This window comes from Erythrobacter sp. SD-21 (assembly GCF_000181515.1).
Lineage (GTDB): Bacteria > Pseudomonadota > Alphaproteobacteria > Sphingomonadales > Sphingomonadaceae > Qipengyuania.
In genome coordinates this window covers 48,499-73,877 of record NZ_ABCG01000007.1, presented here as the reverse complement: position 1 = coordinate 73,877, position 25,379 = coordinate 48,499, and the positions used below count along the sequence as shown (strand labels likewise).

27 protein-coding genes are annotated in these 25,379 nt (G+C 61.0%); 16 read left to right on the top strand and 11 right to left on the bottom strand.

Annotated features, from left to right (window positions below):
* The first annotated feature begins 28 nt into the window (after positions 1-28).
* From ED21_RS11720 to ED21_RS11690, 7 genes are all read left to right on the top strand, one after another.
* Positions 29-667: a cation diffusion facilitator family transporter gene (locus ED21_RS11720; RefSeq protein ID WP_006834123.1), complete on the top strand. Its 639-nt coding sequence runs from the start codon at positions 29-31 to the stop codon at positions 665-667.
* Positions 668-872: 205 nt separating this feature from the next.
* Positions 873-1,316 carry a CBS domain-containing protein gene (locus ED21_RS11715; RefSeq protein WP_002649862.1) on the top strand — a complete coding sequence of 148 codons (444 nt, stop codon included), beginning with the start codon at positions 873-875 and terminating at the stop codon, positions 1,314-1,316.
* A gap of 603 nt (positions 1,317-1,919) precedes the next feature.
* Positions 1,920-3,134, top strand: a complete 1,215-nt coding sequence (locus tag ED21_RS11710) for a TolC family protein (protein ID WP_233995748.1) — start codon at positions 1,920-1,922, stop codon at positions 3,132-3,134.
* A complete protein-coding gene (locus ED21_RS11705) occupies positions 3,131-4,642 on the top strand; it encodes an efflux RND transporter periplasmic adaptor subunit (protein ID WP_006834120.1) in 1,512 nt (503 codons plus the stop codon). The genes ED21_RS11710 and ED21_RS11705 overlap by 4 nt, the downstream gene beginning before the upstream one ends.
* On the top strand, positions 4,639-7,806 hold the full coding sequence (locus ED21_RS11700; RefSeq protein WP_006834119.1) for an efflux RND transporter permease subunit: 3,168 nt from the start codon (positions 4,639-4,641) through the stop codon (positions 7,804-7,806). The genes ED21_RS11705 and ED21_RS11700 overlap by 4 nt, the downstream gene beginning before the upstream one ends.
* Positions 7,785-8,183, top strand: coding sequence for a copper-binding protein (locus ED21_RS11695; RefSeq protein WP_233995747.1), 399 nt, complete (start codon positions 7,785-7,787; stop codon positions 8,181-8,183). Before ED21_RS11700 ends, ED21_RS11695 begins: the two co-directional genes overlap by 22 nt.
* Positions 8,184-8,359: 176 nt before the next feature.
* Positions 8,360-9,898 (top strand): multicopper oxidase family protein, encoded by a 1,539-nt coding sequence (locus tag ED21_RS11690; protein ID WP_034922518.1) that lies wholly within the window; start codon positions 8,360-8,362, stop codon positions 9,896-9,898.
* Positions 9,899-9,917: 19 nt separating this feature from the next.
* On the opposite strand, the gene ED21_RS11685 is transcribed toward ED21_RS11690, so the two are convergent.
* The 11 genes from ED21_RS11685 to ED21_RS15460 all read right to left on the bottom strand — a co-directional run bounded on the left by ED21_RS11685 (position 9,918) and on the right by ED21_RS15460 (position 19,480).
* A complete protein-coding gene (locus tag ED21_RS11685; RefSeq protein WP_006834115.1) occupies positions 9,918-10,670 on the bottom strand; it encodes an MBL fold metallo-hydrolase in 753 nt (250 codons plus the stop codon).
* Positions 10,667-11,113, bottom strand: a complete 447-nt coding sequence (locus tag ED21_RS11680) for a beta-lactamase hydrolase domain-containing protein (RefSeq protein WP_006834114.1) — start codon at positions 11,111-11,113, stop codon at positions 10,667-10,669. Before ED21_RS11680 ends, ED21_RS11685 begins: the two co-directional genes overlap by 4 nt.
* A gap of 167 nt (positions 11,114-11,280) precedes the next feature.
* Positions 11,281-13,044: a pyrroloquinoline quinone-dependent dehydrogenase gene (locus ED21_RS11675; protein WP_006834113.1), complete on the bottom strand. Its 1,764-nt coding sequence runs from the start codon at positions 13,042-13,044 to the stop codon at positions 11,281-11,283.
* Positions 13,041-13,736 (bottom strand): hypothetical protein, encoded by a 696-nt coding sequence (locus ED21_RS15820; RefSeq protein WP_233995746.1) that lies wholly within the window; start codon positions 13,734-13,736, stop codon positions 13,041-13,043. The genes ED21_RS11675 and ED21_RS15820 overlap by 4 nt, the downstream gene beginning before the upstream one ends.
* Before the next feature lie 127 nt (positions 13,737-13,863).
* Complete coding sequence (locus tag ED21_RS11670) at positions 13,864-14,601, bottom strand: PepSY domain-containing protein (protein ID WP_006834112.1); 738 nt, start codon at positions 14,599-14,601, stop codon at positions 13,864-13,866.
* A gap of 6 nt (positions 14,602-14,607) precedes the next feature.
* Positions 14,608-15,171: a nuclear transport factor 2 family protein gene (locus tag ED21_RS11665; RefSeq protein WP_083800452.1), complete on the bottom strand. Its 564-nt coding sequence runs from the start codon at positions 15,169-15,171 to the stop codon at positions 14,608-14,610.
* A gap of 16 nt (positions 15,172-15,187) precedes the next feature.
* Positions 15,188-16,219, bottom strand: a complete 1,032-nt coding sequence (locus ED21_RS11660) for a copper resistance protein B (RefSeq protein WP_006834110.1) — start codon at positions 16,217-16,219, stop codon at positions 15,188-15,190.
* Positions 16,216-18,012, bottom strand: coding sequence for a copper resistance system multicopper oxidase (locus ED21_RS11655; protein WP_034922580.1), 1,797 nt, complete (start codon positions 18,010-18,012; stop codon positions 16,216-16,218). The genes ED21_RS11660 and ED21_RS11655 overlap by 4 nt, the downstream gene beginning before the upstream one ends.
* 67 nt (positions 18,013-18,079) lie before the next feature.
* Positions 18,080-18,643: an RNA polymerase sigma factor gene (locus ED21_RS11650; RefSeq protein WP_034922515.1), complete on the bottom strand. Its 564-nt coding sequence runs from the start codon at positions 18,641-18,643 to the stop codon at positions 18,080-18,082.
* A 7-nt stretch (positions 18,644-18,650) separates the two neighbouring features.
* A complete protein-coding gene (locus ED21_RS11645) occupies positions 18,651-19,091 on the bottom strand; it encodes a periplasmic heavy metal sensor (protein ID WP_006834107.1) in 441 nt (146 codons plus the stop codon).
* Entirely contained in the window at positions 19,088-19,480 is a 393-nt protein-coding gene (locus ED21_RS15460; RefSeq protein WP_050784769.1) for a hypothetical protein, read from the bottom strand. Before ED21_RS15460 ends, ED21_RS11645 begins: the two co-directional genes overlap by 4 nt.
* 38 nt (positions 19,481-19,518) lie before the next feature.
* Between ED21_RS15460 and ED21_RS11635 the strand changes: the two genes are divergently transcribed.
* The 9 genes from ED21_RS11635 (at position 19,519) to ED21_RS11595 (ending at position 25,360) form a co-directional block, all read left to right on the top strand.
* On the top strand, positions 19,519-20,160 hold the full coding sequence (locus ED21_RS11635) for a DUF2231 domain-containing protein (protein ID WP_006834105.1): 642 nt from the start codon (positions 19,519-19,521) through the stop codon (positions 20,158-20,160).
* Complete coding sequence (locus ED21_RS11630; protein WP_006834104.1) at positions 20,157-20,564, top strand: hypothetical protein; 408 nt, start codon at positions 20,157-20,159, stop codon at positions 20,562-20,564. The genes ED21_RS11635 and ED21_RS11630 overlap by 4 nt, the downstream gene beginning before the upstream one ends.
* Positions 20,565-20,575: 11 nt before the next feature.
* Entirely contained in the window at positions 20,576-21,181 is a 606-nt protein-coding gene (locus ED21_RS11625) for a DUF411 domain-containing protein (RefSeq protein WP_083800451.1), read from the top strand.
* Between the two features lie 89 nt (positions 21,182-21,270).
* Positions 21,271-22,581 carry an APC family permease gene (locus ED21_RS11620; protein WP_233995753.1) on the top strand — a complete coding sequence of 437 codons (1,311 nt, stop codon included), beginning with the start codon at positions 21,271-21,273 and terminating at the stop codon, positions 22,579-22,581.
* Positions 22,565-23,074: a potassium channel family protein gene (locus ED21_RS11615; RefSeq protein WP_233995744.1), complete on the top strand. Its 510-nt coding sequence runs from the start codon at positions 22,565-22,567 to the stop codon at positions 23,072-23,074. Before ED21_RS11620 ends, ED21_RS11615 begins: the two co-directional genes overlap by 17 nt.
* A gap of 64 nt (positions 23,075-23,138) precedes the next feature.
* The gene (locus ED21_RS11610) at positions 23,139-23,660 is read left to right on the top strand and encodes a DUF305 domain-containing protein (RefSeq protein ID WP_050784774.1); all 522 of its coding nucleotides are present in this window, start codon (positions 23,139-23,141) and stop codon (positions 23,658-23,660) included.
* Complete coding sequence (locus ED21_RS11605; RefSeq protein WP_006834099.1) at positions 23,657-24,142, top strand: DUF6692 family protein; 486 nt, start codon at positions 23,657-23,659, stop codon at positions 24,140-24,142. Before ED21_RS11610 ends, ED21_RS11605 begins: the two co-directional genes overlap by 4 nt.
* Positions 24,143-24,226: 84 nt before the next feature.
* Positions 24,227-24,949, top strand: a complete 723-nt coding sequence (locus tag ED21_RS11600; RefSeq protein WP_006834098.1) for an NAD(P)-dependent oxidoreductase — start codon at positions 24,227-24,229, stop codon at positions 24,947-24,949.
* Between the two features lie 72 nt (positions 24,950-25,021).
* Complete coding sequence (locus tag ED21_RS11595; protein WP_034922514.1) at positions 25,022-25,360, top strand: hypothetical protein; 339 nt, start codon at positions 25,022-25,024, stop codon at positions 25,358-25,360.
* Positions 25,361-25,379 lie beyond the last annotated feature (19 nt).

Below are 25,379 nucleotides of genomic sequence, written 5' to 3'. Positions count from 1 at the left end.
ATCAGAACATTAATGAAAGGAATGCGTCATGAGTGGCGAAGGTGAACTCAACCTAGACTCGGCGGACAAGCGCCAAACTTTGTGGATCGTCCTCTGGCTGAACGTCGCGATTGCCATCGGCTTCTTCGTGGTTGGTTATTTCGCTGATTCCAACGCTCTGCTTGCTAACGGCCTCGACAATTCGTCGGACGCCGTCGTTTATGGGCTCAGCCTCCTCGCGCTGACGCGGTCACGGACCTGGAAGCGTGGGGCTGCGCGTTTTTCAGGCATTATGCTCCTCATTTTTGCCGGCGGCGTCATTGCCGATGCCATCCGGCGCTTTCTGGAGGGGTCTGATCCAGGTGGGATCATGATGATGGCAATGGCGGCGGTGGCTGCGGTGGTGAACCTGATTTCGCTGCGATTGCTGCAAAAGATGAAGTCGAAAGACGTCAATCTTCGGGCAGCCACGACTTTCAGCTTCAATGATTTCATCTCGAACGGCGGTATTATCATCGCCGGCATTGTTGTGATGCTGACCGGTGCGAACTGGCCTGATCTCGTGGTCGGTGTCGCAGTTGCCGGCATCGCGCTTTACGGCGGCATCGATATACTGCGGGATGCGCACATGGACGTCCATGATGAGGAAGGCACTGAACACCGCAAGGGTGACGAGTTCGGAAGATAAGAGGCCGAATTGGCGTTACCTGCGGCTTGTTCGCTATGCGACCGAAAATGGGCCCGGTCATCGGCCCGGCAAGATCAGTCGGCGACCCGGGTTCTCAGAACGGGTTGGCTTGCATGCCCCACAACTGACCGACAGGCGTGGAACCAGCACTCGGAATGCCTCGTTTCCTCCGTTGTAAGTTCGATTACGAATGAGGAGACAAGTCATGAAAGCCCAAGACGTTATGACATCGAACCCTGCATGCTGCAGTCCATCGAGCACCGTGCAAGAGGCAGCTTCGTTGATGGTCGATAACGATTGCGGAGAAATCCCGGTTGTCGATGATTCCGGTGCGTTGGTGGGAGTAGTAACCGACAGGGACATTGCATGCCGCTGTGTGGCCAAGGGGAAGTCTTCCGACCAACGCGTTGAGGAGGTTATGACATCGTCTCCTGTTACTGTCACCGCCGATGCCAGCGTCGACGAATGCTGCACCAAGATGGAAGACAATCAGGTTCGTCGGCTTCCGGTGGTCGATGACAAGGGCAAATGTTGCGGCATCGTTGCGCAGGCCGACATCGCCAGAAGTGCAGCCGAGAAAGAAACCGGCGACCTCGTGCGCGAGGTATCCGAAGCTAGCTCGGAGCCAGCTTCGGCGGGATGCTGCTAGTCACAAAAGACTATTTATTTCACGCGGTTAATGCGGACGGGGCGATCTGATTGGTCCCCGTCCGCCATCACTCATTACTTGCCAATCGCCTCGACCCAGACTATCTGGACCTAGTGAAGTTCATTCGTACCTTGACCTTAATCCTTTTTGGATTCGGACTTTTCGTCCAGGTTGGAGCGAATGCAGCAGGCCTTCCTCAGATTGAGGCGGAGGCGATGAGCGATTGTGCCGAGATGGCCGATAGCGAGACTTCCCGCGATCCTGCAGGACCATGTTCCAACATGACGCTCGATTGCGTGATTGCCATGAATTGCTTGCCGCCTCTGGCTCTGTCGGCAGCGACTGAAATGGAGTGCGCGCCCCTTCGCTTGATGCCGAGCTACCTTGTTTCTGCGGCCCCGTGGTTTCAAACAGATTCACCACGACCGGAATCACCCCCTCCAAAACCAATCCTCACCGTCTAGTTTTTCCTGAAGGCGCGCTGCGCTTTTTGCGAGACTGACGAACGATGCAACCGCACGAACCGGTATCGCCGGTGCGGTATGTTTTGTCTTGTCAGCTCGCTCTGCACGAGTGAGATTTATGAATTGGCGAATTGGTTGGATGCCGTTTTCGGCGCTGCTCGTCGCTCAGACTGCGCAAGCGCAGTCGGTCGGCTATGAAGAAACCCTTGCGGCGGCGCGGGCGGAACAGCCCATGCTCGAAGCGGGCGCATTCCGCATACAGGCGAGGCGCGATGCCGCCGAAGCAGCGGACGAATTGCCCGACCCACGCGTTCGTGCAGGCGTGATGAACTTGCCGGTCACCGGACCGGCCGCATTTGATCCGTATGCGCAACTGCCGACGCAGCTAGCGGTTGGCGTCGAACAGGAAATTCCTAACCTTGCCAGGCGGCGAGCGCGATCCGGCCTTGCCGGGTCCGAAATCGGTATTGCCGAAGCCCGTCTTGGCTTGTCCGAACGTTCCATCCTCGCCGACGCGGGGACGGCTTGGATCGGTCTGTATTACGCCCAGCAACGCCTCGCTCTTGCGCGTAACGCTCTGGACGGCCTGAGGGATTTTGTTCCGGTCGCCGTCAGTGCCGTCGCTTCGGGATCGGCGAGGCCTGCCGAGAGCCTCGCGATCCGGCGCGAGCTTCTTGAAATCGAGGATGCCATTACCCGGATTGAGGCCGCGCGCGCAACCGCTCGCGCCCGGCTGCAGCGCTATATCGCCGAAAGCGAGCCTGTCGCTGCGGGGGCCGCTCCCCAAGCTACCTTGGACCCGGAAGGCCTTCGGTTCACGTTGGAGGCCAATCCGGAATTGCGCTTGGCGGATGCAGAGCAACGTCGTGCTGAGGCTGCAGCCAATCTGGCGCGCGCTGAAAAACGGCCCGATTTCGGTGTCAGCGTGACTTATGGTCACCGTAATCCCGATTTCGGCAGTGCCGTATCGGTCATGGGATCGGTCACTTTGCCCATCTTCACCGACAGGCGGCAGAACCCGCGCATCGCGGCAGCCGAAGCAGACGCTGCTGCCGCCTCGGCTGAGCGGGTCGATCGCCTGAGAGCGATCAGGGCCCGGTTCGAAGCCGATCTGGCTGCGTGGCGCAGCGCGGTGCAGCAGTGGGAACGTGCGAGGGACGAGCTACTACCGCTCGCGCATGACCGTGCCGAACTCGAAACCGCCAGCTTCGCTGCTGGCCGCGCCGACCTCGTTGATGTGATCGCGGCCAAATCTGCGCTGGCATTGCTCGAACTCGAGATTCTCGAACGCGAACAGATGGCTGTCGAAGCCGCTGCAACTCTAAGTCTTACTTATGGGGAGGACAGGCCATGAAAGCCGTGTTCGAACGTCTTTCTCCGCGCCAGCGCTCTTATGCAGCGGCGGCCGGTATTGCCTTGGTCAGCCTAGGGGCTGGCTACGGTCTGTCGATGCTCGGCGGCGGTAGCGATGGCGGTGACGCCGCTGCCGATACCGGCTGCGAAGAAGTGCTCTACTGGTACGATCCGATGGTGCCCGATCAGCGCTTCGACGAGCCGGGCAAATCCCCCTTTATGGATATGCAGCTGGTCCCGAAATGCGCGGGCGGTGATGCGCAGGCCGGCGAGGGTGTCAGCATCGATTCCGCATTGGTCCAGAACTTCGGCATTCGCACTGCCGAGGCCGAATACGGCGTGCTGGAACCGGAAACCACGGTAACTGGCACGCTTGCCTACAATGGCAGCGAGGTTGCGATCGTCCAGCCTCGCGCGGGCGGCTATGTTCAGCGGACTTATGGCCACGCCCCGCAGGATCTTATCGCACGAGGCGCGCCAATCGTCGACCTGCTGGTGCCCGAGTGGGGCGGCGCCCAGCAGGAATTTCTTGCCGTAGCAGCTACCGGCGACGCGGCGCTTACCAATGCTGCCCGTCAACGTCTGCGACTGCTTGGGATGCCGGAAGGCGTGATCTCCTCGGTGGCTCGAAGCGGCAGACCGCAATCGACAATCACTGTCACCGCGCCGCAATCGGGTGCGATTACCTCGCTCGGTGTCAGGCCGGGCATGACCGTGATGGCAGGGCAAAGCCTCGCCGAGATCAGCGGCTATAGCCCAATCTGGCTCGAAGCCGCCGTGCCCGAGGCGCTTGCGGGAAGCGCTCGCGTGGGACAGCCGGTAAGCGCGACGCTCACGGCTTTTCCCGGAGAGCGATTTGCCGGACGGATCATTGCCATCCTGCCCAGTGCGCAGGAGGCAAGCAGGACGATTACCGTGCGCGCGGCGATGCCCAACCCCGGGCTTCGCCTGAAACCGGGCATGTTTGCGCAGGTCATGATTGCTCCTGAACGGCGTGAAGCCTTGCTCATCCCGTCAGAGGCCGTGATCCGCACCGGCGAACGAACCTTGGTTATGATTACCCAAGAGGGCGGAGGATACCGCCCGGCCGAAGTCCGGATCGGCCGAGAAGCAGGCGGTCGGACCGAGGTTCTCGCAGGGCTCGCGGCAGGCGAGGAGGTCGTAACCTCCGGCCAGTTCCTGCTCGATTCCGAAGCGAGTCTCGCGGGTATCGATGTGCGTTCCATCGAGGACGCACCGACGACTGCCGGTGAAAACGAAACGCAGGCGGATGCGGACGAACCGCGCACCTATCGAGCCACCGGCACGATCGAACGCATCACTGCCCGCAGCATCACCTTGCGGCACGGGCCGGTCAAAGCTCTGGACTGGCCAGCCATGACGATGGGTTTTGCCACTGAAGGTCCGGCTCAGGTTCGCGGTTTCCAACGCGGTGATCGGGTAACCTTTACCTTCGTTCAGGCAAGCACCGGTCCGCGCATCGTCTCGATCCGGAAGACCGGCCAATGATCGCGCGGATCATTGAAAGTTCGATTGCCAACCGCCTGTTCGTGGTTCTGGCGGCGATCGGTCTGGCGCTCGCCGGCTTCTGGGCCGTGCGGACCACTCCTGTCGATGCGCTGCCCGATTTGTCGGATGTACAGGTTGTCATCCGCTCGAACTATGCCGGGCAGGCTCCGCGTATCGTCGAGGACCAGGTCACCTATCCGCTGGCGACGACCATGCTCTCGGTACCGGGGGCGAAGACCGTGCGTGGCTATTCGTTTTTCGGCGATAGCTATGTCTATGTGATTTTCGAGGACGGGACCGATCTCTACTGGGCGCGCTCGCGCGTGCTCGAATACCTCAACCAGGTCCAGAACCGCTTGCCCGAAGGCGTCGAGAGCACGCTCGGCCCCGACGCAACCGGCGTGGGATGGATCTACGAATACGCCTTGGTCGACCGCAGCGGCGGCCACGATCTGGCCGGACTGCGCAGCCTGCAGGACTGGTTCCTGCGCTACGAGCTGAAGACTATACCTGGGATCGCCGAGGTCGCCAGTGTGGGCGGCATGGTCAAGCAGTACCAGATCGTGCTCGACCCCTACCGCATGGCTTCCTTCGGAGTGACCCACGGCCAAATCGTGAGCGCGATCCAGGCAGGCAACCAGGAGGCAGGCGGTTCCATCGTCGAGATGGGCGAAGCGGAATTCATGGTGCGTTCGTCGGGCTATCTCGGCAGTCTCGATGATTTCCGCTCGATCCCTTTGCGCGCCGAAGCGGGCGGTGTGCCGGTGACGCTTGGCGATGTCGCCAATGTGCAAATCGGCCCCGAACTGCGCCGCGGTATCGCCGAGCTGAACGGCCAGGGCGAAGTCGCAGGCGGCATCGTCATTCTGCGGCAAGGCGCCGACGCGCGCGGTGCGATCGAGGCGGTCGAAGCGAAGCTCGACCAGTTGCAGGCAAGCCTGCCCGAAGGGGTCGAGATCGTCACCACCTATGACCGATCGCAGTTGATCGATGCCTCAGTCGATAACCTCACGACCAAGCTGATCGAGGAATTCGTCGTCGTTGCGCTCGTGTGCCTGTTGTTCTTGGGGCACGCCCGTTCTGCGCTGGTCGCCGTGGTCACCTTGCCCTTGGGCGTTCTGGCAGCCTTTCTGGTGATGCGCTTCCAGGGCGTGAACGCCAACATCATGTCGCTTGGCGGCATCGCCATTGCGATCGGCGCGATGGTCGATGCTGCGGTGGTGATGATCGAGAACGCGCACAAGCACATCGAGCGATGGACCGAGGAAAATCCCGATACGGTTATGTCGGGTGAGGAGCGCTGGCGGATCGTCGCAGATGCTTCCAAGGAAGTCGGTCCGGCGCTGTTTTTCAGCCTGCTGATTATCACCCTTTCGTTCCTGCCGGTCTTCACTTTGCAGGCACAGGAGGGACGACTCTTCGCTCCGCTGGCCTTCACCAAGACCTATGCGATGGCGGCGGCGGCGATCCTGTCGGTCACGCTGGTTCCAGTGCTGATGGGATGGCTGATCCGCGGCAAGATACCGAGGGAAGACAGCAATCCGATCAACAAGACGCTTACTCGCGCCTATCGTCCGGGGCTCGACTGGGTGATGCGGCGTCCGAAGGCGACGCTGGTCATTGCTGGGCTGATCTTCGCGACGACGCTAGTGCCTTTCACGCGGCTGGGCGGCGAATTCCTGCCTCCTCTCGATGAAGGCGATTTGCTTTACATGCCAAGCGCGCTTCCTGGGCTGTCGCCTGGTGAGGCATCATCCCTGCTTCAGCGGACAGACCGCCTGATCAAGACAGTTCCCGAGGTCGACACCGTTTTCGGCAAGGCCGGCCGCGCTGATACGGCCACCGATCCCGCGCCGCTGACGATGTTCGAGACGACGATCAGCTTCAAACCGCGCGAGGAATGGCGCGAGGGGATGACGCCTGACAAGCTGGTCGAGGAGCTCGACCGCGTGGTCCGGGTTCCAGGCCTTGCCAATGTCTGGGTGCCCCCAATCCGCAACCGTATCGATATGCTCGCGACGGGCATCAAGAGCCCCATCGGGGTCAAGGTCTCGGGCGAGGACCTGGGCGAAATCGAACGCGTGGCCCTTCAGGTCGAGCAGATTGCCAAGCAGGTGCCAGGCGTCAGTTCGGCGCTGGCCGAAAGGCTGTCCGGCGGGCGCTATGTCGATGTCGATATCGATCGCATGGAAGCGGCCCGTTACGGGCTCAACATAGCCGATGTGCAGCAGATCGTGTCGGGCGCGATCGGCGGAGCGAATGTTGCGCGCACGGTGGAGGGGCTGGCCCGCTATCCGGTCAATGTCCGCTATCCGCGCGAGATCCGCGACAGCGTCGATGAACTGCGCAATCTTCCGGTCCTGACCCCTGCGGGACAGCAGATCACGCTTGGCACGGTGGCGGATGTTCGCGTGACCAGCGGTCCGCCCATGCTCAAGAGCGAGCAGGGCAGGCCGACCAGCTATGTCTATGTCGATGTACGCGGGCGCGACCTTACCTCGGTGGTGGGCGATTTGCAGGAGGCTATCGACGCCGAGGTCGATCTGCCTGCCGGCGTCAGTCTGTCCTATGCAGGGCAGTTCGAATATCTGACGCGCGCCTACGAGCGGTTGCAGATCGTCGTGCCGGCAACACTCGCGATCATCTTCCTGCTGCTCTATCTGATCTTCCGCCGCTTCGACGAGGCGCTACTGATCATGGGCACGCTACCCTTCGCGCTGACCGGCGGGTTCTGGCTGCTCTACCTTATGGGATACAACCAGTCCGTCGCCACCGCCGTCGGGTTCATTGCGCTGGCAGGCGTCTCGGCGGAATTCGGCGTGGTCATGCTGATCTACCTGAAGGCCGCGCTGGAACGGAGAGAGGGCGAGCTGGATGCCGACGAGGTATCGGCAGCCATCCGCGAAGGCGCGCTGCTGCGCGTCCGGCCCAAGGCGATGACCGTCGCCGTTATCCTCGCCGGCCTGTTCCCGATCCTGATCGGCACCGGTGCCGGATCCGAGGTGATGAGCCGTATTGCGGCCCCGATGATCGGCGGGATGATCACCGCTCCGCTGCTTTCAATGTTCGTACTTCCCGCCGCCTATCTGATGATGCGGCGTCCCCGGACCAATCGGTCCAAACCCCTCGAAGGAGAAGAAGAATGCGTATTACAACCCTCGTGACCTTGCTGGCAGCGCCGCTGGCACTCGCCGCCTGTGGCTCCGGCGACGATACCGAAATGATGGACGACACGGCCATGGTAGACGGTCAGATGGCAGACGGTCAGATGCCGATGGACGATGGCGATATGCCGATGATGGGATCGGACAGCACGATGCAGACCGCCAGTGCGGAAGGAACCGTAACCGCCATCGACGCCGATGCAGGAACGATCACTGTCGATCACGGCGCTGTCCCCGCGATCGAGTGGCCCGCCATGACGATGGCGTTCGACGCCGACGAGCAGCTGCGTCAGGATGTGGCGGTTGGTGACACGATCTCGTTCGACTTCACAACCGGTGAAGGCGGAAACACGATCACTTCGATCACCAAGCAGTAATTTGCGAACCGGCCCCGGATCGTATTCCGGGGCCGGTATAATTAGGAAAAGTTCGATGATGAATGGTGACATGCCAGCGGCCATGATGGGGATAATGGGTTTGTTCTGCTTATTGCTGACCATCCTTCTTGTGTTGGGCATCGCTGCGCTGATCAAATATCTCCGGAGCAAGTGAAATGGACCAGTGGGCGAACGCATCCGGCCTTAACCGACGTGCCTTGCTGCGACGGGCTGGCACAGCGGCGGCGGGCCTTGTGGCTCTTCCCTTGTCAGCGTGCGAAGCGCGAAATTCCCTACTTGGTGCCGATGGAGCCGGCACCAATCCGCTCGCCATTCCCAAGCTCGATCAGGGAATTGTCGAGCAAGGCGAACGGGTCTTTCGACTGTCGATATCCGCGGGGCAGAAGGAATTCGCTCCCGGGGTCGCTTCGCCTACCATCGGAGTGAACGCGCCCTATCTGGGTCCGACATTGGAGATGCGCCGCGGCGAGCGCGTCCGGCTGCATGTCGACAACGGCCTGGACGATGGAGCCACAGTCCACTGGCACGGGTTCGAACTACCCGCCGCTGCGGACGGCGGGCCGCACCAGCTTATCCGCCCCGGCGCGCGCTGGAGCCCGTCTTTCGAAGTTCGGCAGCGTGCCTCTCTCTACTGGTATCACTCGCACCTGCATCGCGGCACGGGACCGCAGGTCTATGCTGGTCTTGCCGCACCGATCTATGTCCGCGATGATGAAGAGGATGCGCTGGATCTGCCGAGCGAATACGGCGTGGATGATATTCCGCTTATCGTTCAGGACCGCTTGCTCGATAGCTCGGGCAAGCTCCTCTATCCGCAGAATATGCATGCACAAATGATGGGCGTGCGCGGGGATCGTCTCTACGTCAATGGCACGCAAAACGCGGTGTTTGAAGCGCGGACCGGCCTGTTACGTTTGCGGATCCTCAATGGATCGAACGCTCGTTTCTACGATTTCTCGCTGTCCGGCGGTCAGACAATGAAGCTCATCGCAAGCGATGGTGGCTTGCTGGACCGTCCGCATGCGGTCCGTTCGCTCAGGCTCGCACCGGGGGAGCGGGCGCAGATCGTCGTCGATCTTTCCGAGGGGCGCCCACTCAGCCTTGTGGCGACCAGTCCCGACAATTCGATGGGAATGATGGGCGATGGCGCCGGCATGATGGGCGGCGGTATGATGGGCCGACGCCGCGACGACACCGAGATGGACGAGCCGTTCCGCGTCCTCGATATCAGACCCTCTGACTCCTCGCGGCGAAAGAATCTGCCGCCGCAGCTTGCCGCGCTACCGGCACTCGACCCCTCACTTGCAGTGCGAACCCGGCGGTTCGTGCTCGATATGGGAATGATGGGCGGCGGGATGTCTATCAATGGTGCCAGCATGGACATGAATGTGATCAACGAGAGGGTGCCCGTCGGCCAGTGGGAAATCTGGGAAATCGCCAATGCCTCCATGAGGGCGCATCCCTTTCATATTCATAATGCACAGTTCCGCGTGATCGACCGCAACGGCCGCACTCCGCCGCCATTGGAGACTGGTTACAAGGATACGGTTATTGTCGACCCGCGCGAGCAAGTGCGCCTGCTATTACGGTTCGAGGAACACACGGACCCGGATTTGCCGTATATGTATCACTGCCACATTCTCGAGCATGAGGATGCCGGAATGATGGGGCAGTTCGTCGTCGTGAACAGCTAGGAAGGGTCACCGATGGGCATTAGCCCTGCGGCGATTTTCCGCCGATCTCGTGCAGATGCTCAACCGCTTCTTCCACGCAGTCACCGCACTTCAAATTGGCAGGGACGGCAACGTCGATCTTCTTGGGATAGGGCAAGTCGAGTTCGGCCATGATCCGCTGGAACTCGGAAAGCGAAATTTCGTCGTTCAATCGAGGATTGCGGGTACGCTCTTGGATGATCGTCGAGACTCGGCGGCCTGAATAATCGTGCGCAGGGTAGACCAACGTGTCTTCCGGCAAAGCGAACAGCTTTTCGCGAACTGACTTGTAAAGGGTCGCGGAATCGCCGTTCTGGAAATCGGTGCGACCGCATCCATCGATGAGCAGCGCATCGCCGGTGAAGACCTGCGTATGGCCGCCTTGCTCTATTACGTAACTATGATGCTTATCGGTATGCCCGGGCGTGAACAAGGCGCGGATGGTCAGATCGCCTACAGACAAAGGCGCTTCCTCGCTCACTTCAACATCCGCGCAAGAAAGATTGTCATCAGCGGGATAGGCAACCTCGCACCCCGTCAGGCTACGCAGCCGACATGCGCCACTGATGTGATCGGCGTGAATATGGGTGTCGAGCGTGAAAGCAAGGTTCAGGCCCAGCGCAGCAACTGCCTCCATATCCCTGTCGCAAGTCTCGATTACCGGGTCGAGCAGAACGGCCTCGCCCGTGTTTTCGCATCCGATCAGATAGGTGTAAGTCGACGATTCCGGTTCGACAAGCTGCCTGAAGATCATCGCGCATTTGCCTCGTTTACATTGAGCAGTGGCGATAAATCGCCTTCACTGATTTCCAGCCCGGACTCGCGGCCTCTTTTCGCTGCCGTGGCGGCATTACAGTCCTTTTGACGCGCCCAGGACGCAAGGCCCAACAAGCTCGCCCGACGTCCACTGGCGCAGTGAATGGCCACAGGACCGGGAAGCTGTTCGAGCCTAGCCGTGAAGTCCTGCGCCTTCTCAGCCGTCAAATCCGGCGGAGAAACGGGATAGTGAAGGTACTCCAATCCGTTCTCGCGCGCTTCTTCCGCTTCTGCCTGCGGGTTCAGCTTTTCGCCCTGCTCGCCGACCTGCCTCAAATTGACAATCGACTTGAAACCAGCGTCCGCAAGAGATTGCAGGTCGTGTGCTGCGGGCGGGAATGTCAGCAGGGAGAGGTTCTCATCGATTCTGGCACGGTCCATCGTTGGCTTTCCTTCGGGCGTTTTGAATACGCCAATCCAACCTTTGCCTCGCAGACGAGTTCCTTTAGTTTAACTTAGCACGATCATCTCGTACAAGCCGATGGGGTCGGCCGGTTCTGCTTAGGAATGCTTGCAGACAAACCCTCTGCCCAGTTATTTCTCCTTCGCTAGTTCCGGGGTAGCGCGTAGGCCACTATTGCATCGCTGACAGGTGTCTTCATGAAATGATGCCCGCCTGCCATAATCACGACATACTGGCGGCCGCCCTGAGAGTAGGTCATTACGTTGGCCTGCCCGCCGCCCGGCAGGACGTCGGACCAGACCGTTTCGCCTGTTTCGACATCGATTGCGCGAATCAGATTGTCGGTCGTCGCTGCAATGAACAGCAGTCCTCCCGCTGTTACGACACCGCCACCATTGTTCGGCGTGCCGATCGTGAACGGAATGCCAAGGGCGAGGGCCCAAGGACCGTTCGCGCGCGCCGAACCGAAGGGCCGGTCCCATAGCGTCTTGCCGCTATTCATATCGATCGCACGAATGCCGCCATAAGGTGGCTCTTTGCACAGAAGGCCGGTCAGCCCGAGCCGCCAGCCAGCGTTGACGTCGATGGCGAACGGCGTACCGGTCTGAGGCGAGCCCTCACCTTCAGAACCACCGCCACCTTGATTGCCCTGCGGGCCGCGCGGCTCCCAGCCCTTTTCGTTCGCCACTGCGCGAGGGACGAGGCGGTTGTGGTTGGGCATGTCGTTATAGTTGGCGTAAATCACTCCGCGGCGCGGATCGATCGCCACCGATCCCCAGTCGGATCCGCCATTGTAACCGGGATACTGGATCCACCGGCGATCTGACGTGGGAGGCGTATAGTAGCCGTCATAGGCCGACTGCCGATACTGGATGCGGCAGATCATCTGGTCGATCGGCGTCATGCCCCACATGTCGCGCTCTTCGAGCGAGGGCCTGCGCAGCGTCGCAAAGCCCGAATAGGGTTGCGTGGCGGTGCGCTCGGCGGGCTCCACACCACTTTGCGGCACGGCGCGTTCGATCATGGTGTGCAGTGGTCGACCGGTACGTCGGTCGAGAATGTAGATCTCGCCCTGCTTCGATGGGAGAATGATGGCCGGTGTTCCGCCCGGCAGATCGACAAGCGTTGCCTGGCTCCCGAGGTCGTAGTCCCAGACATCCTTGTATACGGTCTGGAAACGCCAGCGTGGCTCGCCTGTCTCGCCGTCCAGCGCCACGAGCGCCGTCGAAAATTCGTTTTCCTGTGGACTGCGATCCGAACTCCAGTAGTCGACCGCGCTGTTGCCCATGGGTAGGTAGACGAGCCCCAGTTCCTCGTCCGTCGAGGCCGTCGTCCACATATTGGGCGTTCCGCGCGTAAATTGTTCGCCGGGTCCGGGTGGGCCATTTTCTCCCGGACGGCCCATATCCCATGCCCATGCACGCTCACCGGTGACGGCGTCAAACGCTTGGATTACGCCTGACGGGGCGCTGTTCCGCTGCCCGTCAAGAACTTGATGGCCTGTCACGATGTTGCCGCGCACGATCACCGGAGGAGCCGTGATCGCCACCATGCCTGGATATGTCTGGCCCATGCCCTCTTTGATATCGACCTCGCCGTTGACGCCAAAGTCGGCACAGGGGCGGCCGGTTTCGGCATCGACGGCGATGAGACGGCCATCGAGCGTCCCTTCGATGATGCGCATCGCGCAATTCGCTGCAGTTCCCGAAGGTACGACCGGCGCGCCTCGATTCTGGGAAGAAGAGCCTTGGGTGCCTCCGGAAAGCTGTGTGCCGCTGTCCAGCGGGCGGTTGTAGGCGGTCACGCCGCGGCAGGAGGCCGAATAGGGGATGGCGGCGGTGGAGACTTGTGGATCGTGGCGCCAGATTTCCGCGCCGGTTTGCGCGTCGAGCGCGATGAGAATATTCATCGCCGAGCACAGATACAAACTGTCGCCGATTTTAAGCGGGGTCGTCTCGGGGCGTATTTGCCCTCACCCGCACCTTGGGGCAGATCCCCGGTATGTGCGATCCATGCGCGCTCCAGTCCGCCGACATTGGCCGGAGTAATCTGATCCAACTGCGAATAACGCTGACCTGAATGGGTTCCTCCCCATGCTGGCCAGTCACCGCCCACATCCTCGACCTCTATTCCTGCCCGGGGTATCGGGAGTTCCCCCCTCACCGGATCGGGGCGCGATGCCGATGCAACCCAGAGTGCAACCGCAAGGAACACCACCGCTCCCCCAGCCCCTGCAAGTGCAACTGGCCATCTTGTTGGCCGATAAAGGCGGGGCGAAACCAGAGCGAGGAGAACGGTCGGACCAACAAGTCGCGGCACGAGCGCCCACGGATCATTGCCGCTCTCCCATAATGCCCAAGGCACGGTCACCATATAGACGCTGACGTAAATCCACGCGCCCAAGGCTTTCCCGCGAAAGATGAAATAGGCGGAAGCAAGCAGCGCCGCGCCGGTCAGCCCATAGTAAAGCGAGCCGCCAAGGATTGCGAGCCAGATGCCACCGGCAAACAGTGTTGCACCGATGAGCCCGATCAGAATCGCGACTATCCGTGGTAGGATCGAGACTTTGGATGAGGGTGCGGTTTGTTCAGAACTGCTCATGACGGATCTCGCTGTCAGATCTTGGCAAACTTTACCGATACTTCTTGGCAGGGATGACATTGCTTGGCAGGGATGACATTGCGCCTTTATATCATTAGTGCGATCATCGGATACTTCCTTGGGTAGATCACCGGGCCTTTCTGCGGCGCAGTTTCGGGAACCGGTTCGCCAAGAGGATAAAGCCCGAAACCGCGATGACCGTTCCACCGATTCCGAAAAGCAGCAGCCACCAGCTGTTGATCCGGTCGCGCTGGGTCCAGTCCATGATGTGCAAGCCCCAGACGAAGTCGAAGAAGCGCCAGGTATCGCTTCTTGCGCCGAGAATCGCGCCGCTTGAGGCATTAAGGTAGAGCCTCGTCCCGTCTGGATCGGAGAAGGTGATTTGCCACGCCGGAAATGGACCGCGGAACTCTGTTCCTATCGGGGTCTCGATTAGCTTCACACTGGCGATCGAAGTCTCGGGTCCGGTCCAGGCGCGTAAAGCGATGGCTCGGGCATCAGCAACCGGCAGGGGAAAAACTTTCGTTCCGGTCTCGGTCTCATGAAGCGTCATCGAGCCATCGCTACGCTCGATCTGGACGAGGGGACGGCCAGCTACGGATTTGGTTGTGACAGCAACGACGCCCTGTCGATCTACCAGCCATCGCGGTGCCGGAAACTCAGGATCGAGTGTTTCGGCTTCGCGCGATATGACGTGCTCGGACCGTACCTGCTCGATCTTGAGAAAGGACATGATCGCGCCGGTTCCCATCCACAAGAGCACCTGGACGCCGACAAACAGCGCGAGCCACTTGTGCAGCTTGCTACCGAATATGTGCAGCCGAAGCTTGCGTGACGGCTTTCGTAGAGCTGGAACCGACGCCATGAGGTCTTATTGGTTGCGGGGAGGACGGGACGATGAATGGTATTGCACGATCTTCCAGCCATTGGCGTCGTGCGTGAGCACCGATGTCGCCACGCCTTCCCGGTCGATCACGCGCCCATCCGCCAGTTCGATCCGGTAGGTATAGGTTTCGCGTCCGTAGGCCAGGTGCCCCATCCGGGTGATCGTCATGGTCGGCTCACCAAAGGAAAAACTGGTGATCGCATCGAGTTCGGGCCCGAGATGGTGTTCCATGTAATTCGTGAAACTGCCTTCATCCTTCCCGTTTTCGTAAACGAAGGATTCTTCTGCAAACAGGGCCGTCATCGCATCGGCATCGCGACCAGTCAGGGCATTGCGATAAGCGGTCAGCACCGCTTCTGCACCGGCGACATCATCGTTCATAGCCGCCATGTGCTCAGCATGCTTCTTACATTGAGCGGGTTGCTCCATGGGCTGCGTTGCAGCTTTCTCTGCATGCGCAGCATGATCTTCCATGCTCTGCGCAATCGCCGGTGTGGCAACCGCAGCCAGAACGAGGGCGAGAGCCCCGCGTGTAATGGTAGTATGCATTGAAATTTCCCTTCCTTTAAAACCAGAACCGTATGCCGACGACGTAATTCGTCACGCTCGGGTCTTCCCCCGCGGCTCGCGCAAAGTCGACGCTTTGGCCGATTTTCCATTCCTGATCGATCCCGATATACGGCGCGAACTCGCGCGCGAGCTCATACCGCAGGCGCAGACCGGCTTCGACCGAGTCCAGTCCGGCACCGATGCCCAGTTCAGGCACATCCTGTGCAGAAAAAGACGCTTCGACACGCGGTTGGACGATCAGGCGCTGCGTAATCCTCTGATCGAGTTCGACCTCGACGCGGGCTGTCAAATCGCCTCGGTCCGACAGGAATGCGGCTGCATCCACTTCGAATAAATAGGGTGCGAGCCCCTGGATGCCGACCACCGCATACGTGCGGTCGATCGGAGCCAGATCTTGGCGGACCCCCGCTTGCAGATCGAAAAAGGGCGCGATTGCACGACTGTAAAGTGCCTGGATTTCGGCACTCTCGATCTCTTCGCCGAAGCTGCCTTCCCCTTCCGATTTGAACCAGAATTTGTCGAGATCGCCGCCATAATAGCCCTGCACGTCGAACAGATAGCCATCGGCACCGTCGCGGGCGCGATATTCCACGCGGTCGCCCTGGAACCAGAAGAAGTTCTGGCCGCCCTGCTCATCGCGCAATTGCTCGCGGCTCTCGCGCATCGCATCTGCACCCCAGATCGCGTCTGCGGCTCGCGGGGGACCAGAACCGGCTGCAGCGGGCGGCGGCACCGACGGGATATCCATTTCCATAGGCCCGTGACCCATGGCGGCATGATCCATTGCTTCGCCGGTGTCCTGTGCGGCGGTAGATGGGTCTTCTTCCATGCCGGAATGGTCCATCTTCGAATGATCCATGAGCATTGTGGAAGGCTGGTCCTGATCATCCGCTTCCGCGCCATCGATGTCGTCTGGCTGCCCCTCGGCCTGTGGTTCGGGCGGGGTCGTCGGCATGGAGTGGCCCTGATGCTGGGCAAGTGCGGGCGTCGCCGTTGAGGCGAGGATAAGGGCGATCAGATATTTCATCCGCTTTCTCCCACGCGCTTCACATCCGGCTGACCGGCCCGATTGGCGACGGTCACGATCTGAAACATTCCGGCATGCATGTGGTAGAGAAGGTGGCAGTGAAACGCCCAATCGCCGGGCTCGTCGGCAGTCAAATCGAACTGGGCAGAGCCGCCTGGCTGCACGATGACCGTATGCTTTTGTGGCTGGCGATCGGCAGGAGCGCCGTTGACGAGCTCGAAGAAATGGCCGTGCAAATGGATGGGGTGCGCCATCATGGTATCGTTAACCAGTTTTAAGCGGACGCGTTCATTATAGGCGAACCGGATCGGTTCATCGCTGACGGCCGAGAATTTCTTCCCGTCGAACGACCACATGTAGCGTTCCATATTGCCGGTTAGATGGATTTCCATCTGGCGCGACGGTGTGCGCAGGTCGTCGTTCGGTTCGAGCGCGACCAGATCCTTGTAAGTGAGAACCTTGTGCGGAACCTTGTCGAGACCGATGCCTGGATCGCCCATCCGGTCCACCGGGTTCATCGCGACCATATCGACACCGGGGCCTACCTTCACATCGGGCGGGAGCAACGACGTGTCGCGCATATCCATGCCGCTCATGGACATCTCGCCCGACGGCTCGGTCCCATGGCCCATCGCACTGTGATCCATACCGGGATCCATCCCGGCCATATCACCGCCGCCATGGTTCATGCCCATATCGGCCATGGTCAAAAGCGGGGGATCGCGGAGGGCCGGCACTGGCGCACGCGCACCCGGACGGCTTGCAAGCGTGGCGAGTGCCATGCCCGAACGATCCATGCTTTCTGCGACGATTGTGTGCGCTTCGCCGGTCGGCTCCACCACGATATCGTAAGTCTCTGCCGTGCCGATCTGGAATTCTTCCACCTCGACCGGCCTTACGTTGAGGCCATCCGCCGCCACCACCCAGAACTTCATTCCGGGGATGCGGACATTGAAGAACGTCATTGCGCTGCCGTTGATCACGCGAATTCGAACCCGTTTGCCGCGCGCAAACAGATATTCGAGCCCCTCCTTAGGGCCGTGTCCGTTGGCTAGATAAGTGTAGGTGGATCCAGATACATCCGAAATGTCGGTCGGCATCATCCGCATTTCCGCCCACATCCGCCGCTCCTCGCCGGTCAACGGATAGCCGTCGGTCAGCGTGCGTTGCTGATAATTGAAATAGGCTTCGCCCTTTTTCAGTTTGGCCATGATGGTGTGGGGATGCATCGGCGTGAATTCGCTCAGCAGCATGACGTAGTCGTAATCGGCCTGCACCGGATCGGGACCGGCGGGATCGACGATGATCGGGCCGTAATGGCCGGCCTGCTCCTGCAAACCCGAGTGGCTATGCCACCAATAGGTGCCAGCCTGCCGCAGCGCGGGCATTTCGTAAGTGAAAGTCTGCCCCGGCTTGATCCCGGGGAAGCTGACGCCGGGCACGCCGTCGAATTGAAACGGAACCAGCAGTCCGTGCCAATGGATCGAGCTGTCTTCGTCCAGCGCGTTGTGCACGTTGAGATTGACGGCCGCGCCCTCCTTCAACCGCACCAGCGGCCCCGGCACGCTGCCGTTGACGGCAACTCCCATTCCGCGCCGACCCTGTACTGTAACGGGGCCCCGGGCGATGGTCAGATCGATGTTCCGGCCGGACACTTCGTCGAAGCCCTGGCGAATCGTCGCGCCATTCATATTGCCGCCGCGCGCCCAGGCAGGAATCGCGGCTCCGGCGCCCAGCAGACCGCCCGCCGCGATACTCGAGCCGAGGAATTTCCGCCGATTGATTGATTGCATCATAATGTCCTGTGTGAACGGGGTTTGCCTTACCCTACGCAGCCCGGCGCGGCTTCCCTCATCAAATTCACTCGCCGCTGGGCAATTTTTCTCTCAGTATCTTGCGCGCCCGATAGACCAAGGCCTCCACCGCTTTGGCCGAAATCCCGAGCAGCTCCGCCGCCTCGCTTTGACTTCGACCATCGATGGCGACGAGAATCAGGGCCTCGCGAAGCCGCAAGGGCAGGCGCCGGATTTCGGAACGGGTTTGTTCGAGAAGCTGGCGGTCGACGGCTTCGGTCTCGGGCGAAGGCGCGGGATCGGATGCGAGCTCCGGCATCGAAGCCCTGCCGAAGCCAAGAAAGTCGGCTGCCTTTCGCCGACGCAATTTGTCGCGGCATTTGTTGAGCGTAATCGTGGTGAGGAGCGGAAGGAAAGACCGTGATCGATCGATCCGGCTCCGTGCGATCCATGCCGATGCCAACGCATTCTGCACCGCATCCTCCGCCTCGTCGCGGGTTCCCAGCAAGCGCAGCGCGGTGGCGAGCAATCGTGGTACGAGCGGCTCTACAAGCTGGGTGAACGCGCGGCGGTCCCCAGCCACGACCCTTGCAACCAGTTCCCGCTCCTGACTGTCGTGCCGCTCCTGCACTCCGGCGTCATTGCGGCGGCGGTCCGGTCAGCGACCGGGCGACCTGTTGATCGAATGCGCGCTGCTGGTCTTCATTCAGAATGCTGCGCATCGCGAAGACATGACGAACCGTCGCCTTCTGCAATTCGCCCATGCTGGCATGGACCCCGTCGATGGCAGCGCTGACCTCGGGGCCGTATTCATGCTCGTTGTCGATCGCGGCCGCCAAGTCCGCATTCGCGCGCCGCACCGCCAGTTCGCGTTGCGCGTTCTCGATCGCATAGCGTTCCTCGAGCCGGTCGAGCCGGTCTTCCTGCTGCGCATCGAGTTCCAGCTGTTCGTGCACAAACTCGTGGAGACCACCCGGCTGGGTGGGCGCAAACCAGCGTTCGGCGGCAACGGCTCCAAGGAATCCCGCCAATACCGCAAGCAGAACCGCAACCATTAATTGCAGTTTCCGGTCTTTCATGGAGCGACATGCAGCAGCGCGGCGGGAGAAAGCCGGACATCGCTTATCAACGGATAGGTCGGCTCCTTCGCGTAGGCAGGCGCTTGGACGGTGATCGCGCCTGCGCCCAGCCCGACGGCGAAAAGTCCTGCGAACAAGGCGCTTCGCAAAGTGCGTTCCCGGCGCGCGTTGATATCGCCGACCCGCTCCCACACGCCTTCCATGAAACCACCGGACACGCCGACCGGAGTCTCGTGGGCAAGCACGTCCAGAATGGGGTCCAATTGATGTTCCATCGCTAGGGGTCGATCCTTGAAGTAGGTGGCCGTTCTCACAATACGTCCGGTCTGCCCATTGCCCTCATAAATTTTCGTGAGGGGAGGCGTCTTGCGGTGCGTATCAAGGAGCATAGGTCTCGTGAACCCACCGTGAAAGAGCATTCGCCATTATGAAACCCATCCATCTCCTGATGCTCGTGTGCGCAGGTTTTCTGTTGGTCGGCCCGGCCTATGCGCATGGCGAGAAGGGACATGATACCGCTGCCAGCGCTGCCGCCTCTTCCGATCCAACCCATGACGCATCCAGTGCGGGCGAGGCGCAGGCCGCGTCGACTCATGCTGCGGAAGGGCACGACGAAGCGTCGGGGGGCCATGAAAGCGCTGCAAATGCGGGAGGTCTCGCCTTCGTCAAGAAGCTGCACCCCGCAACGATACATTTCCCCATTGCCTTGTTCCTGATGGCGGCGCTGGCGGAATTGTTCATTATGACTGGACGGGGTGCCGGTATCGAACCGGCCGTTCGCGTACTGATCTACGGCGGCGCGGGCGGTGCCGTAATCGCGGCCTTGTTCGGCTGGATTCATACCGGCCTCTGGTTCGGCGGTGATACGGTCATGCAGCTTCACCGCTGGAACGGGATGCTGATCACTGCGCTGGGCCTCGCGCTTGCTCTACTTGCCTCCAAGCCGCGGGATGGAAGAACCCTCCTGCGTACCGGACTTCTCTCCATGGCCGCGCTGATTCTGCTTCAGGGATTCCTCGGCGGGGAACTCGCTCACGGGCCGGATCACCTCGGCTTCTCGTTGATATGAAGGAAGACCTGATGCACCGATTCAAACCGATGAAAATTGCTGGAGCGCTGTTGCTCGGGACCGCCCTGGCGGGTGTGGCGGCGTGCGATCAACCGGTTGAACCGAGGGCCGAAATCGATGATTCCACTACGCTCGACACCGCAGCGCCGCTGACCGCGTCGTCGCCCAGCGAAGCCGCAGCCGATAGTCCGGCCGTAGCCAGTGTCGATAGCGCACCGGTCGCCGGCAACTCGGCTCCAAAGCGCGTGCCGGCCGGCCCTGGCACAGCACGACCCGCGCGGATGCAGGCAACCGGTTCGGCGCCGGCACCCACGCCGACGAAGCGCGAAGTCGCTGAAACCTCCGACCCGCATGCAGGCCATGACATGGACTCCATGGCCGACCACGACATCGATGAGATTTAGGAACATTGAAAATGGAATTCGGACATTCCAGCCACCCCACTCGCCGGACGCGCGGGGCATTCACGACATTCGCGATGATCCTCCTGGCGGCCTGCACGAGCGCCGCACAGGCAAGCCCTTATGTGATGTTTCGCGATCCGCAGTGCGGATGCTGCGAGGAATGGGCCAAGCATGTCCGTAGCGGCCTCGATAACGCGGTCACGGTGCGCGAGGACCGTCCCATGGCCGCTGTGAAGGCCGAGGCTGGCGTGCCCGATACCCTGCTCTCCTGCCATACCATGCAGGTGGAAGGCTATGTGATCGAGGGCCATGTGCCTGCGCGCGAGATTGCCCGCCTGCTCAAGGAACGGCCCAAGGGCGTAACCGGCTTGGCCGTTGCAGGGATGCCTCTGGGTTCCCCCGGCATGGAAGCTGGCGATCGGGCGCAACCGTATCAAGTCATCGCCTTCGGCCCGGCAGGCGACAGCGTCTTCGCGAGCTACCGGGGTAGAGCTGAGGCCGATGGAGTGATTGCCATTCAACCGGCTCACCACTCTCGGCGCGCGAATGTCCGCGGCGCACCGGTTGAGTGGGGGGCCGACAGACCTCTTATGCATCGCGGATCGGAGAAAACATGACTGCGATGAATCACGGCGCCGATAATACGATGGATCACGAGCTCGAGACCGCTGGCAGGGGGACCATCAGTCTCGCCGGCGGTGTCGCCATGGGCACGGGCGTGATGATCGGCGCGGGGATTTTCGCTCTTACCGGCCAAATTGCGGAACTGGCCGGACCGCTGTTCCCGCTCTCGTTTATCGTGGGCGCGCTCGTCACCTCGCTTGCCGCCTATAGCTACATCAAGATGTCTAACGCCTGGCCGTCTTCGGGCGGCATCGCGATGATCCTCCAGAAGGCCTATGGGCCCGGCGTCGTCGCGGCGTCGGCATCGCTGCTCATGGCGCTTTCGATGGTCATCAACGAAAGCCTTGTCGCGCGAACCTTCGCCACTTACGCATTGCGGCCGTTCGGTCTCGAGGAGAACGCATTCCTGCTGTCCGCCTTGGCGCTCGCGCTGATCGTCTTCGCCTATATCGTGAACAAGGCCGGCAATCGGTCGGTCAGCGGCTTTTCACTGATCATGTCGGCGATCAAGATCGGCGGGATTGCGCTGTTCGCTGTGGCGGCCATTGCCGCGAGCGGATTTTTCTCCGGCGCGTTTGCCGAGCCGGCAAATATTACGAGCGGCGGCGCGTTCCTGGCGTCGGTCGCGTTCTCGATCCTGGCGTTCAAGGGCTTTACCACGATCACCAATAGCGGCGGAGAGATCGTCGATCCGCATCGCAATGTGGGCCGCACGATCATGATCTCGATCGCGATCTGCGTCGTCACTTACCTGCTCGTCGCGTTCGCGGTCGGGTCCAGCCTGACGATCGGCCAGATCGTCGAGGCGCGCGATTATTCGCTCGCTGCCGCCGCCCGCCCGGCGCTGGGCCAGCTCGGCTTCTGGTTCACCATCGTCATCGCGATTGCGGCGACCACTTCGGGCGTGATCGCAAGCGTTTTCGCGGTCTCGCGCATGCTCACCATGCTGACCGAGATGAAGATGATCCCGCACCGCCATTTCGGCATGAAGGGACCGATCCGCGGTCACCTGCTCGTCTATACGGTGGTGATCGCGGGCACGCTCGCGGTGCTGTTCGACCTGTCGCGGATCGCTTCGCTCGGGGCGTTCTTCTATCTCGTGATGGACATCCTGGTCCATTGGGGCGTGTACCGCCATCTGCGCAACGAGATCGGGGCCAAGGGTTCGGTCCTGCTTGCGGCAATCGCGGCCGACGGCGTCATCCTCGCCGCCTTTGCCGGGGTGAAGCTCGATTCCGACCCCGCCATCGTGGTGATCGCGGCGGTCCTCATCGCCGCCGTCTTCGCTCTCGAAGCCCTCTTCCTGCGCCGTAAACGCGTAGCGGATGGGAACGACCATCGGGACGCCAATGGCGATGAAAGCCAACCTCCTAGTAATGGAGCAGAAAATTGATCGGCCTTGCAAAACCAAATCCGGTCGCGGCGCACCGACAGATCGCTCCATCCCTCTCCGATACGGCGATCACGCGATGACCCAGGCAATACTTCTCGGCTTCGCCCTGTTCGCCGTCTCGCTCTACTTTCACATGTGGATGCTGCGGGGCGCGAAGGCGATTTCTCCGCCCGGCAAGAATCCGCGCCATCTCCGGCTGCTGGCCGGCTCGTCGCTGGTTCTCGCCAGCCACCTCGTCATCGCGGGCATCTTCGCGGGCGGCATGTATCTCGCGTCGGTCTGGGGCCTCGGCAGCCTCGAAAAGGACGTCATCGATAGCTGGATGGATTATTACTACTTCGCGCTGATCACGATCTCGACCGTCGGGCTGGGCGACATTCTGCCCGCCGGTCACATGCGCGCAATTTCAGGTATCGCGGCATTGACCGGCTTCCTGATGATCAGTTGCACCGCCCAGTACGTCTACAAAACCATGAGCAAACAGGAGGATTGATATGGCGCAAGACAAGCAGCATGACCACGATGGAGGGGGCGGCAATTACTGGCGCTTCATGGCGATGGTCTCGACCTCTACCGTCCTCATGTTCTTCCTGATGTATGCCAACACCTTCGATGCCGATCACCTCTTCTGGAGCGAGACGCGCTTTTGGATGATGTTCGTAATGGGCGCAGTGATGATGGTCGTCATGCTGCTCTTCATGTGGGGTATGTATAAGGACCGGACCAAGAATTTCATGATCCTCGGGGTGGCCGCGGTGGTCTTCGCGCTCGCGCTGTGGCTGGTCCGCAGCCAGACGACGATCGACGACGAGGAATACATGGCGGCGATGATCCCGCACCACTCGATCGCGATCATGACCAGCGAGCGGGCGCATATCCGCGACCCGCGGGTGCGCAAGCTGGCGCATGACATCATTCTCGCCCAGCGCCGCGAGATCGCGCAGATGAAATATCTGATCGCCGATATCGAAGCCAACGGCGTGCGCACCGAGAAGCGTCTGCCGGAGGGAATCGATGCTCCTTCTGCCGCTGCCACGCAGCCGACCCCAGCCGAAACACCCGAAGGAGCCGTGCAATGAAGACGAATTTTTTCCTTATCGCCGGTTTGGCTGTGACGCTGGCCGGGTGCAACGAAAACACCGCCATCGGCAATGATCGCGAAGCGCAGCTCGATCCGCCGGCGAAAGCGTCCGCGATCGAACCTGCTTCCAGCGCCTTGCAGAACGTCGCCACGGCAATCGTGAAGCCCGAAACGATGAGCGATGCCGATGTCGCCGCGATCGGCGGCACGAAGGGACGCTGCGTCTTCCGCCTGACGGAGATCGGCTATCCCGTGTTCGTTTACGAAACGGGAACCCGAGGCTTTATCAAGCTCAACGGCAAATTGATCCCGGTCGGCGCTGATGGTGCGGATCGTTTCACGAGCGGCGATCTCGTGGTCACCACGCGAATGCTTGACGACCAAGGCAATGCAGGCCTGCAAACGCAGGAGATGATCGTGGTTCCCCCGGCTGCGGAAGACGAACTGGGCTATCGCGGCTACAATATCTGCTACCAGTAACGACAGAACACCGGAGCCTCGCGCGCGATAACTCCCTTGCGCGGGGCTCCCGCCCTCCAGATGCCCGATAGAGGAAGGTGACTATTGACCGATAATCTAACCCTTGCCGTCTTCGGCGCAGGCGGGAAAACCGGATCGCTGCTGCTCGAACGCGCGGTGCGTAAAGGTCACCGTGTGCGCGGTCTCGAACATCACCTGCCGGAGCAGGCCGATCGGATCGCAGGTGTCGATTATATGCGATGCGACGTGCTCGAAGACGATTTGACCGATCCGATCAAGGGTTGCGATGCGGTCATTTCCACTCTCGGCGTCTCGTTCGCGCCGTCGACCGCGATTGACCCGCCTCCGCTCTACTCCGAGGGGACACGCCGCATCGTTGAAGCGATGGGCCAGGCGGATGTCGACCGGATCGCCGTTATCTCCGCCGCTTTCGTAGATCATCAGCCAAGCGTTCCCTCCTGGTTCCAGCTGACCGTCGTTCCGGCCTTGACGAACATCCTCGACCAGATACGGATCATGGAGCGCATGCTCGAAGCCGAGCGGGGCGTCCGGTGGACAGCCGTCAGACCCGGATGGCTCATCGATCTTCCCTATAGCGGAGCGGCGCAGGCGCAGACGCGAAAATTGCCCTCCGACTGTTTCCGCTGCCGCCACGCCGATCTCGCGGGCTTTCTGCTCGATACGATCGAGAGCGGAACGTGGATCGATGACAAGCCCGCGGTGGGCAAACCGGAAGCGGACGAGGATGAGGGAGTGCTGGCCCTGCGCGAGGAGCTCGAGAACATGTTCTCGTCCGCGTCGCGATAGGCGCGCAGAGGCGGTGTTTGCCGCCCCGCATCACGCAGGCAGAGAACGGTAATTTCATCAGGAGCTATAGACATGGCACACGACAAGAAAAAAAGCGCAGTTTCACGGTGGGAGGATGAGGGCGGAGCATTGCCCTGCGGCCCGCAGGAAGCTTTAGCCGCAGCATGCGTGGACGGAGATGTCCCCGTCCTGTCGGATGCCGAAATGATCCAGCTACGCATCCGGGTGATCGCTTTGGAAAACATCGTCCTCAGCCTGTTGTCCGAGGCTGACGATGCCCAGCTCGAGCGGGTTGCCGAAATGGCGGATCTCATCACGCCGCGTCCCGATGCAACGCAGCATCCGCTCACCATCCATGCTGCAACCCAGATGCGGCAACTGGTGGAACGCGCCAACCATTTCCGCTCGTAAGCCGTGGCAAGGAGCCAGT

Coding starts and splice junctions, on each gene's coding strand:
- ED21_RS11695 (WP_233995747.1), top strand. CDS start 7,785: ATGCGTATTACAACCCTCGTGACCTTGCTGGCAGCGCCGCTGGCACTC.
- ED21_RS11595 (WP_034922514.1), top strand. CDS start 25,022: ATGGCACACGACAAGAAAAAAAGCGCAGTTTCACGGTGGGAGGATGAG.
- ED21_RS11625 (WP_083800451.1), top strand. CDS start 20,576: ATGGAATTCGGACATTCCAGCCACCCCACTCGCCGGACGCGCGGGGCA.
- ED21_RS11700 (WP_006834119.1), top strand. CDS start 4,639: ATGATCGCGCGGATCATTGAAAGTTCGATTGCCAACCGCCTGTTCGTG.
- ED21_RS11680 (WP_006834114.1), bottom strand. CDS start 11,113: ATGGACCGTGCCAGAATCGATGAGAACCTCTCCCTGCTGACATTCCCG.
- ED21_RS11610 (WP_050784774.1), top strand. CDS start 23,139: ATGGTCTCGACCTCTACCGTCCTCATGTTCTTCCTGATGTATGCCAAC.
- ED21_RS11720 (WP_006834123.1), top strand. CDS start 29: ATGAGTGGCGAAGGTGAACTCAACCTAGACTCGGCGGACAAGCGCCAA.
- ED21_RS15460 (WP_050784769.1), bottom strand. CDS start 19,480: ATGCTCCTTGATACGCACCGCAAGACGCCTCCCCTCACGAAAATTTAT.
- ED21_RS11715 (WP_002649862.1), top strand. CDS start 873: ATGAAAGCCCAAGACGTTATGACATCGAACCCTGCATGCTGCAGTCCA.
- ED21_RS11630 (WP_006834104.1), top strand. CDS start 20,157: ATGAAGGAAGACCTGATGCACCGATTCAAACCGATGAAAATTGCTGGA.
- ED21_RS15820 (WP_233995746.1), bottom strand. CDS start 13,736: ATGAGCAGTTCTGAACAAACCGCACCCTCATCCAAAGTCTCGATCCTA.
- ED21_RS11685 (WP_006834115.1), bottom strand. CDS start 10,670: ATGATCTTCAGGCAGCTTGTCGAACCGGAATCGTCGACTTACACCTAT.
- ED21_RS11605 (WP_006834099.1), top strand. CDS start 23,657: ATGAAGACGAATTTTTTCCTTATCGCCGGTTTGGCTGTGACGCTGGCC.
- ED21_RS11645 (WP_006834107.1), bottom strand. CDS start 19,091: ATGAAAGACCGGAAACTGCAATTAATGGTTGCGGTTCTGCTTGCGGTA.
- ED21_RS11705 (WP_006834120.1), top strand. CDS start 3,131: ATGAAAGCCGTGTTCGAACGTCTTTCTCCGCGCCAGCGCTCTTATGCA.
- ED21_RS11660 (WP_006834110.1), bottom strand. CDS start 16,219: ATGAAATATCTGATCGCCCTTATCCTCGCCTCAACGGCGACGCCCGCA.
- ED21_RS11675 (WP_006834113.1), bottom strand. CDS start 13,044: ATGAATATTCTCATCGCGCTCGACGCGCAAACCGGCGCGGAAATCTGG.
- ED21_RS11670 (WP_006834112.1), bottom strand. CDS start 14,601: ATGGCGTCGGTTCCAGCTCTACGAAAGCCGTCACGCAAGCTTCGGCTG.
- ED21_RS11665 (WP_083800452.1), bottom strand. CDS start 15,171: ATGCATACTACCATTACACGCGGGGCTCTCGCCCTCGTTCTGGCTGCG.
- ED21_RS11615 (WP_233995744.1), top strand. CDS start 22,565: ATGGAGCAGAAAATTGATCGGCCTTGCAAAACCAAATCCGGTCGCGGC.
- ED21_RS11690 (WP_034922518.1), top strand. CDS start 8,360: ATGGACCAGTGGGCGAACGCATCCGGCCTTAACCGACGTGCCTTGCTG.
- ED21_RS11655 (WP_034922580.1), bottom strand. CDS start 18,012: ATGCAATCAATCAATCGGCGGAAATTCCTCGGCTCGAGTATCGCGGCG.
- ED21_RS11635 (WP_006834105.1), top strand. CDS start 19,519: ATGAAACCCATCCATCTCCTGATGCTCGTGTGCGCAGGTTTTCTGTTG.
- ED21_RS11710 (WP_233995748.1), top strand. CDS start 1,920: ATGCCGTTTTCGGCGCTGCTCGTCGCTCAGACTGCGCAAGCGCAGTCG.
- ED21_RS11620 (WP_233995753.1), top strand. CDS start 21,271: ATGGGCACGGGCGTGATGATCGGCGCGGGGATTTTCGCTCTTACCGGC.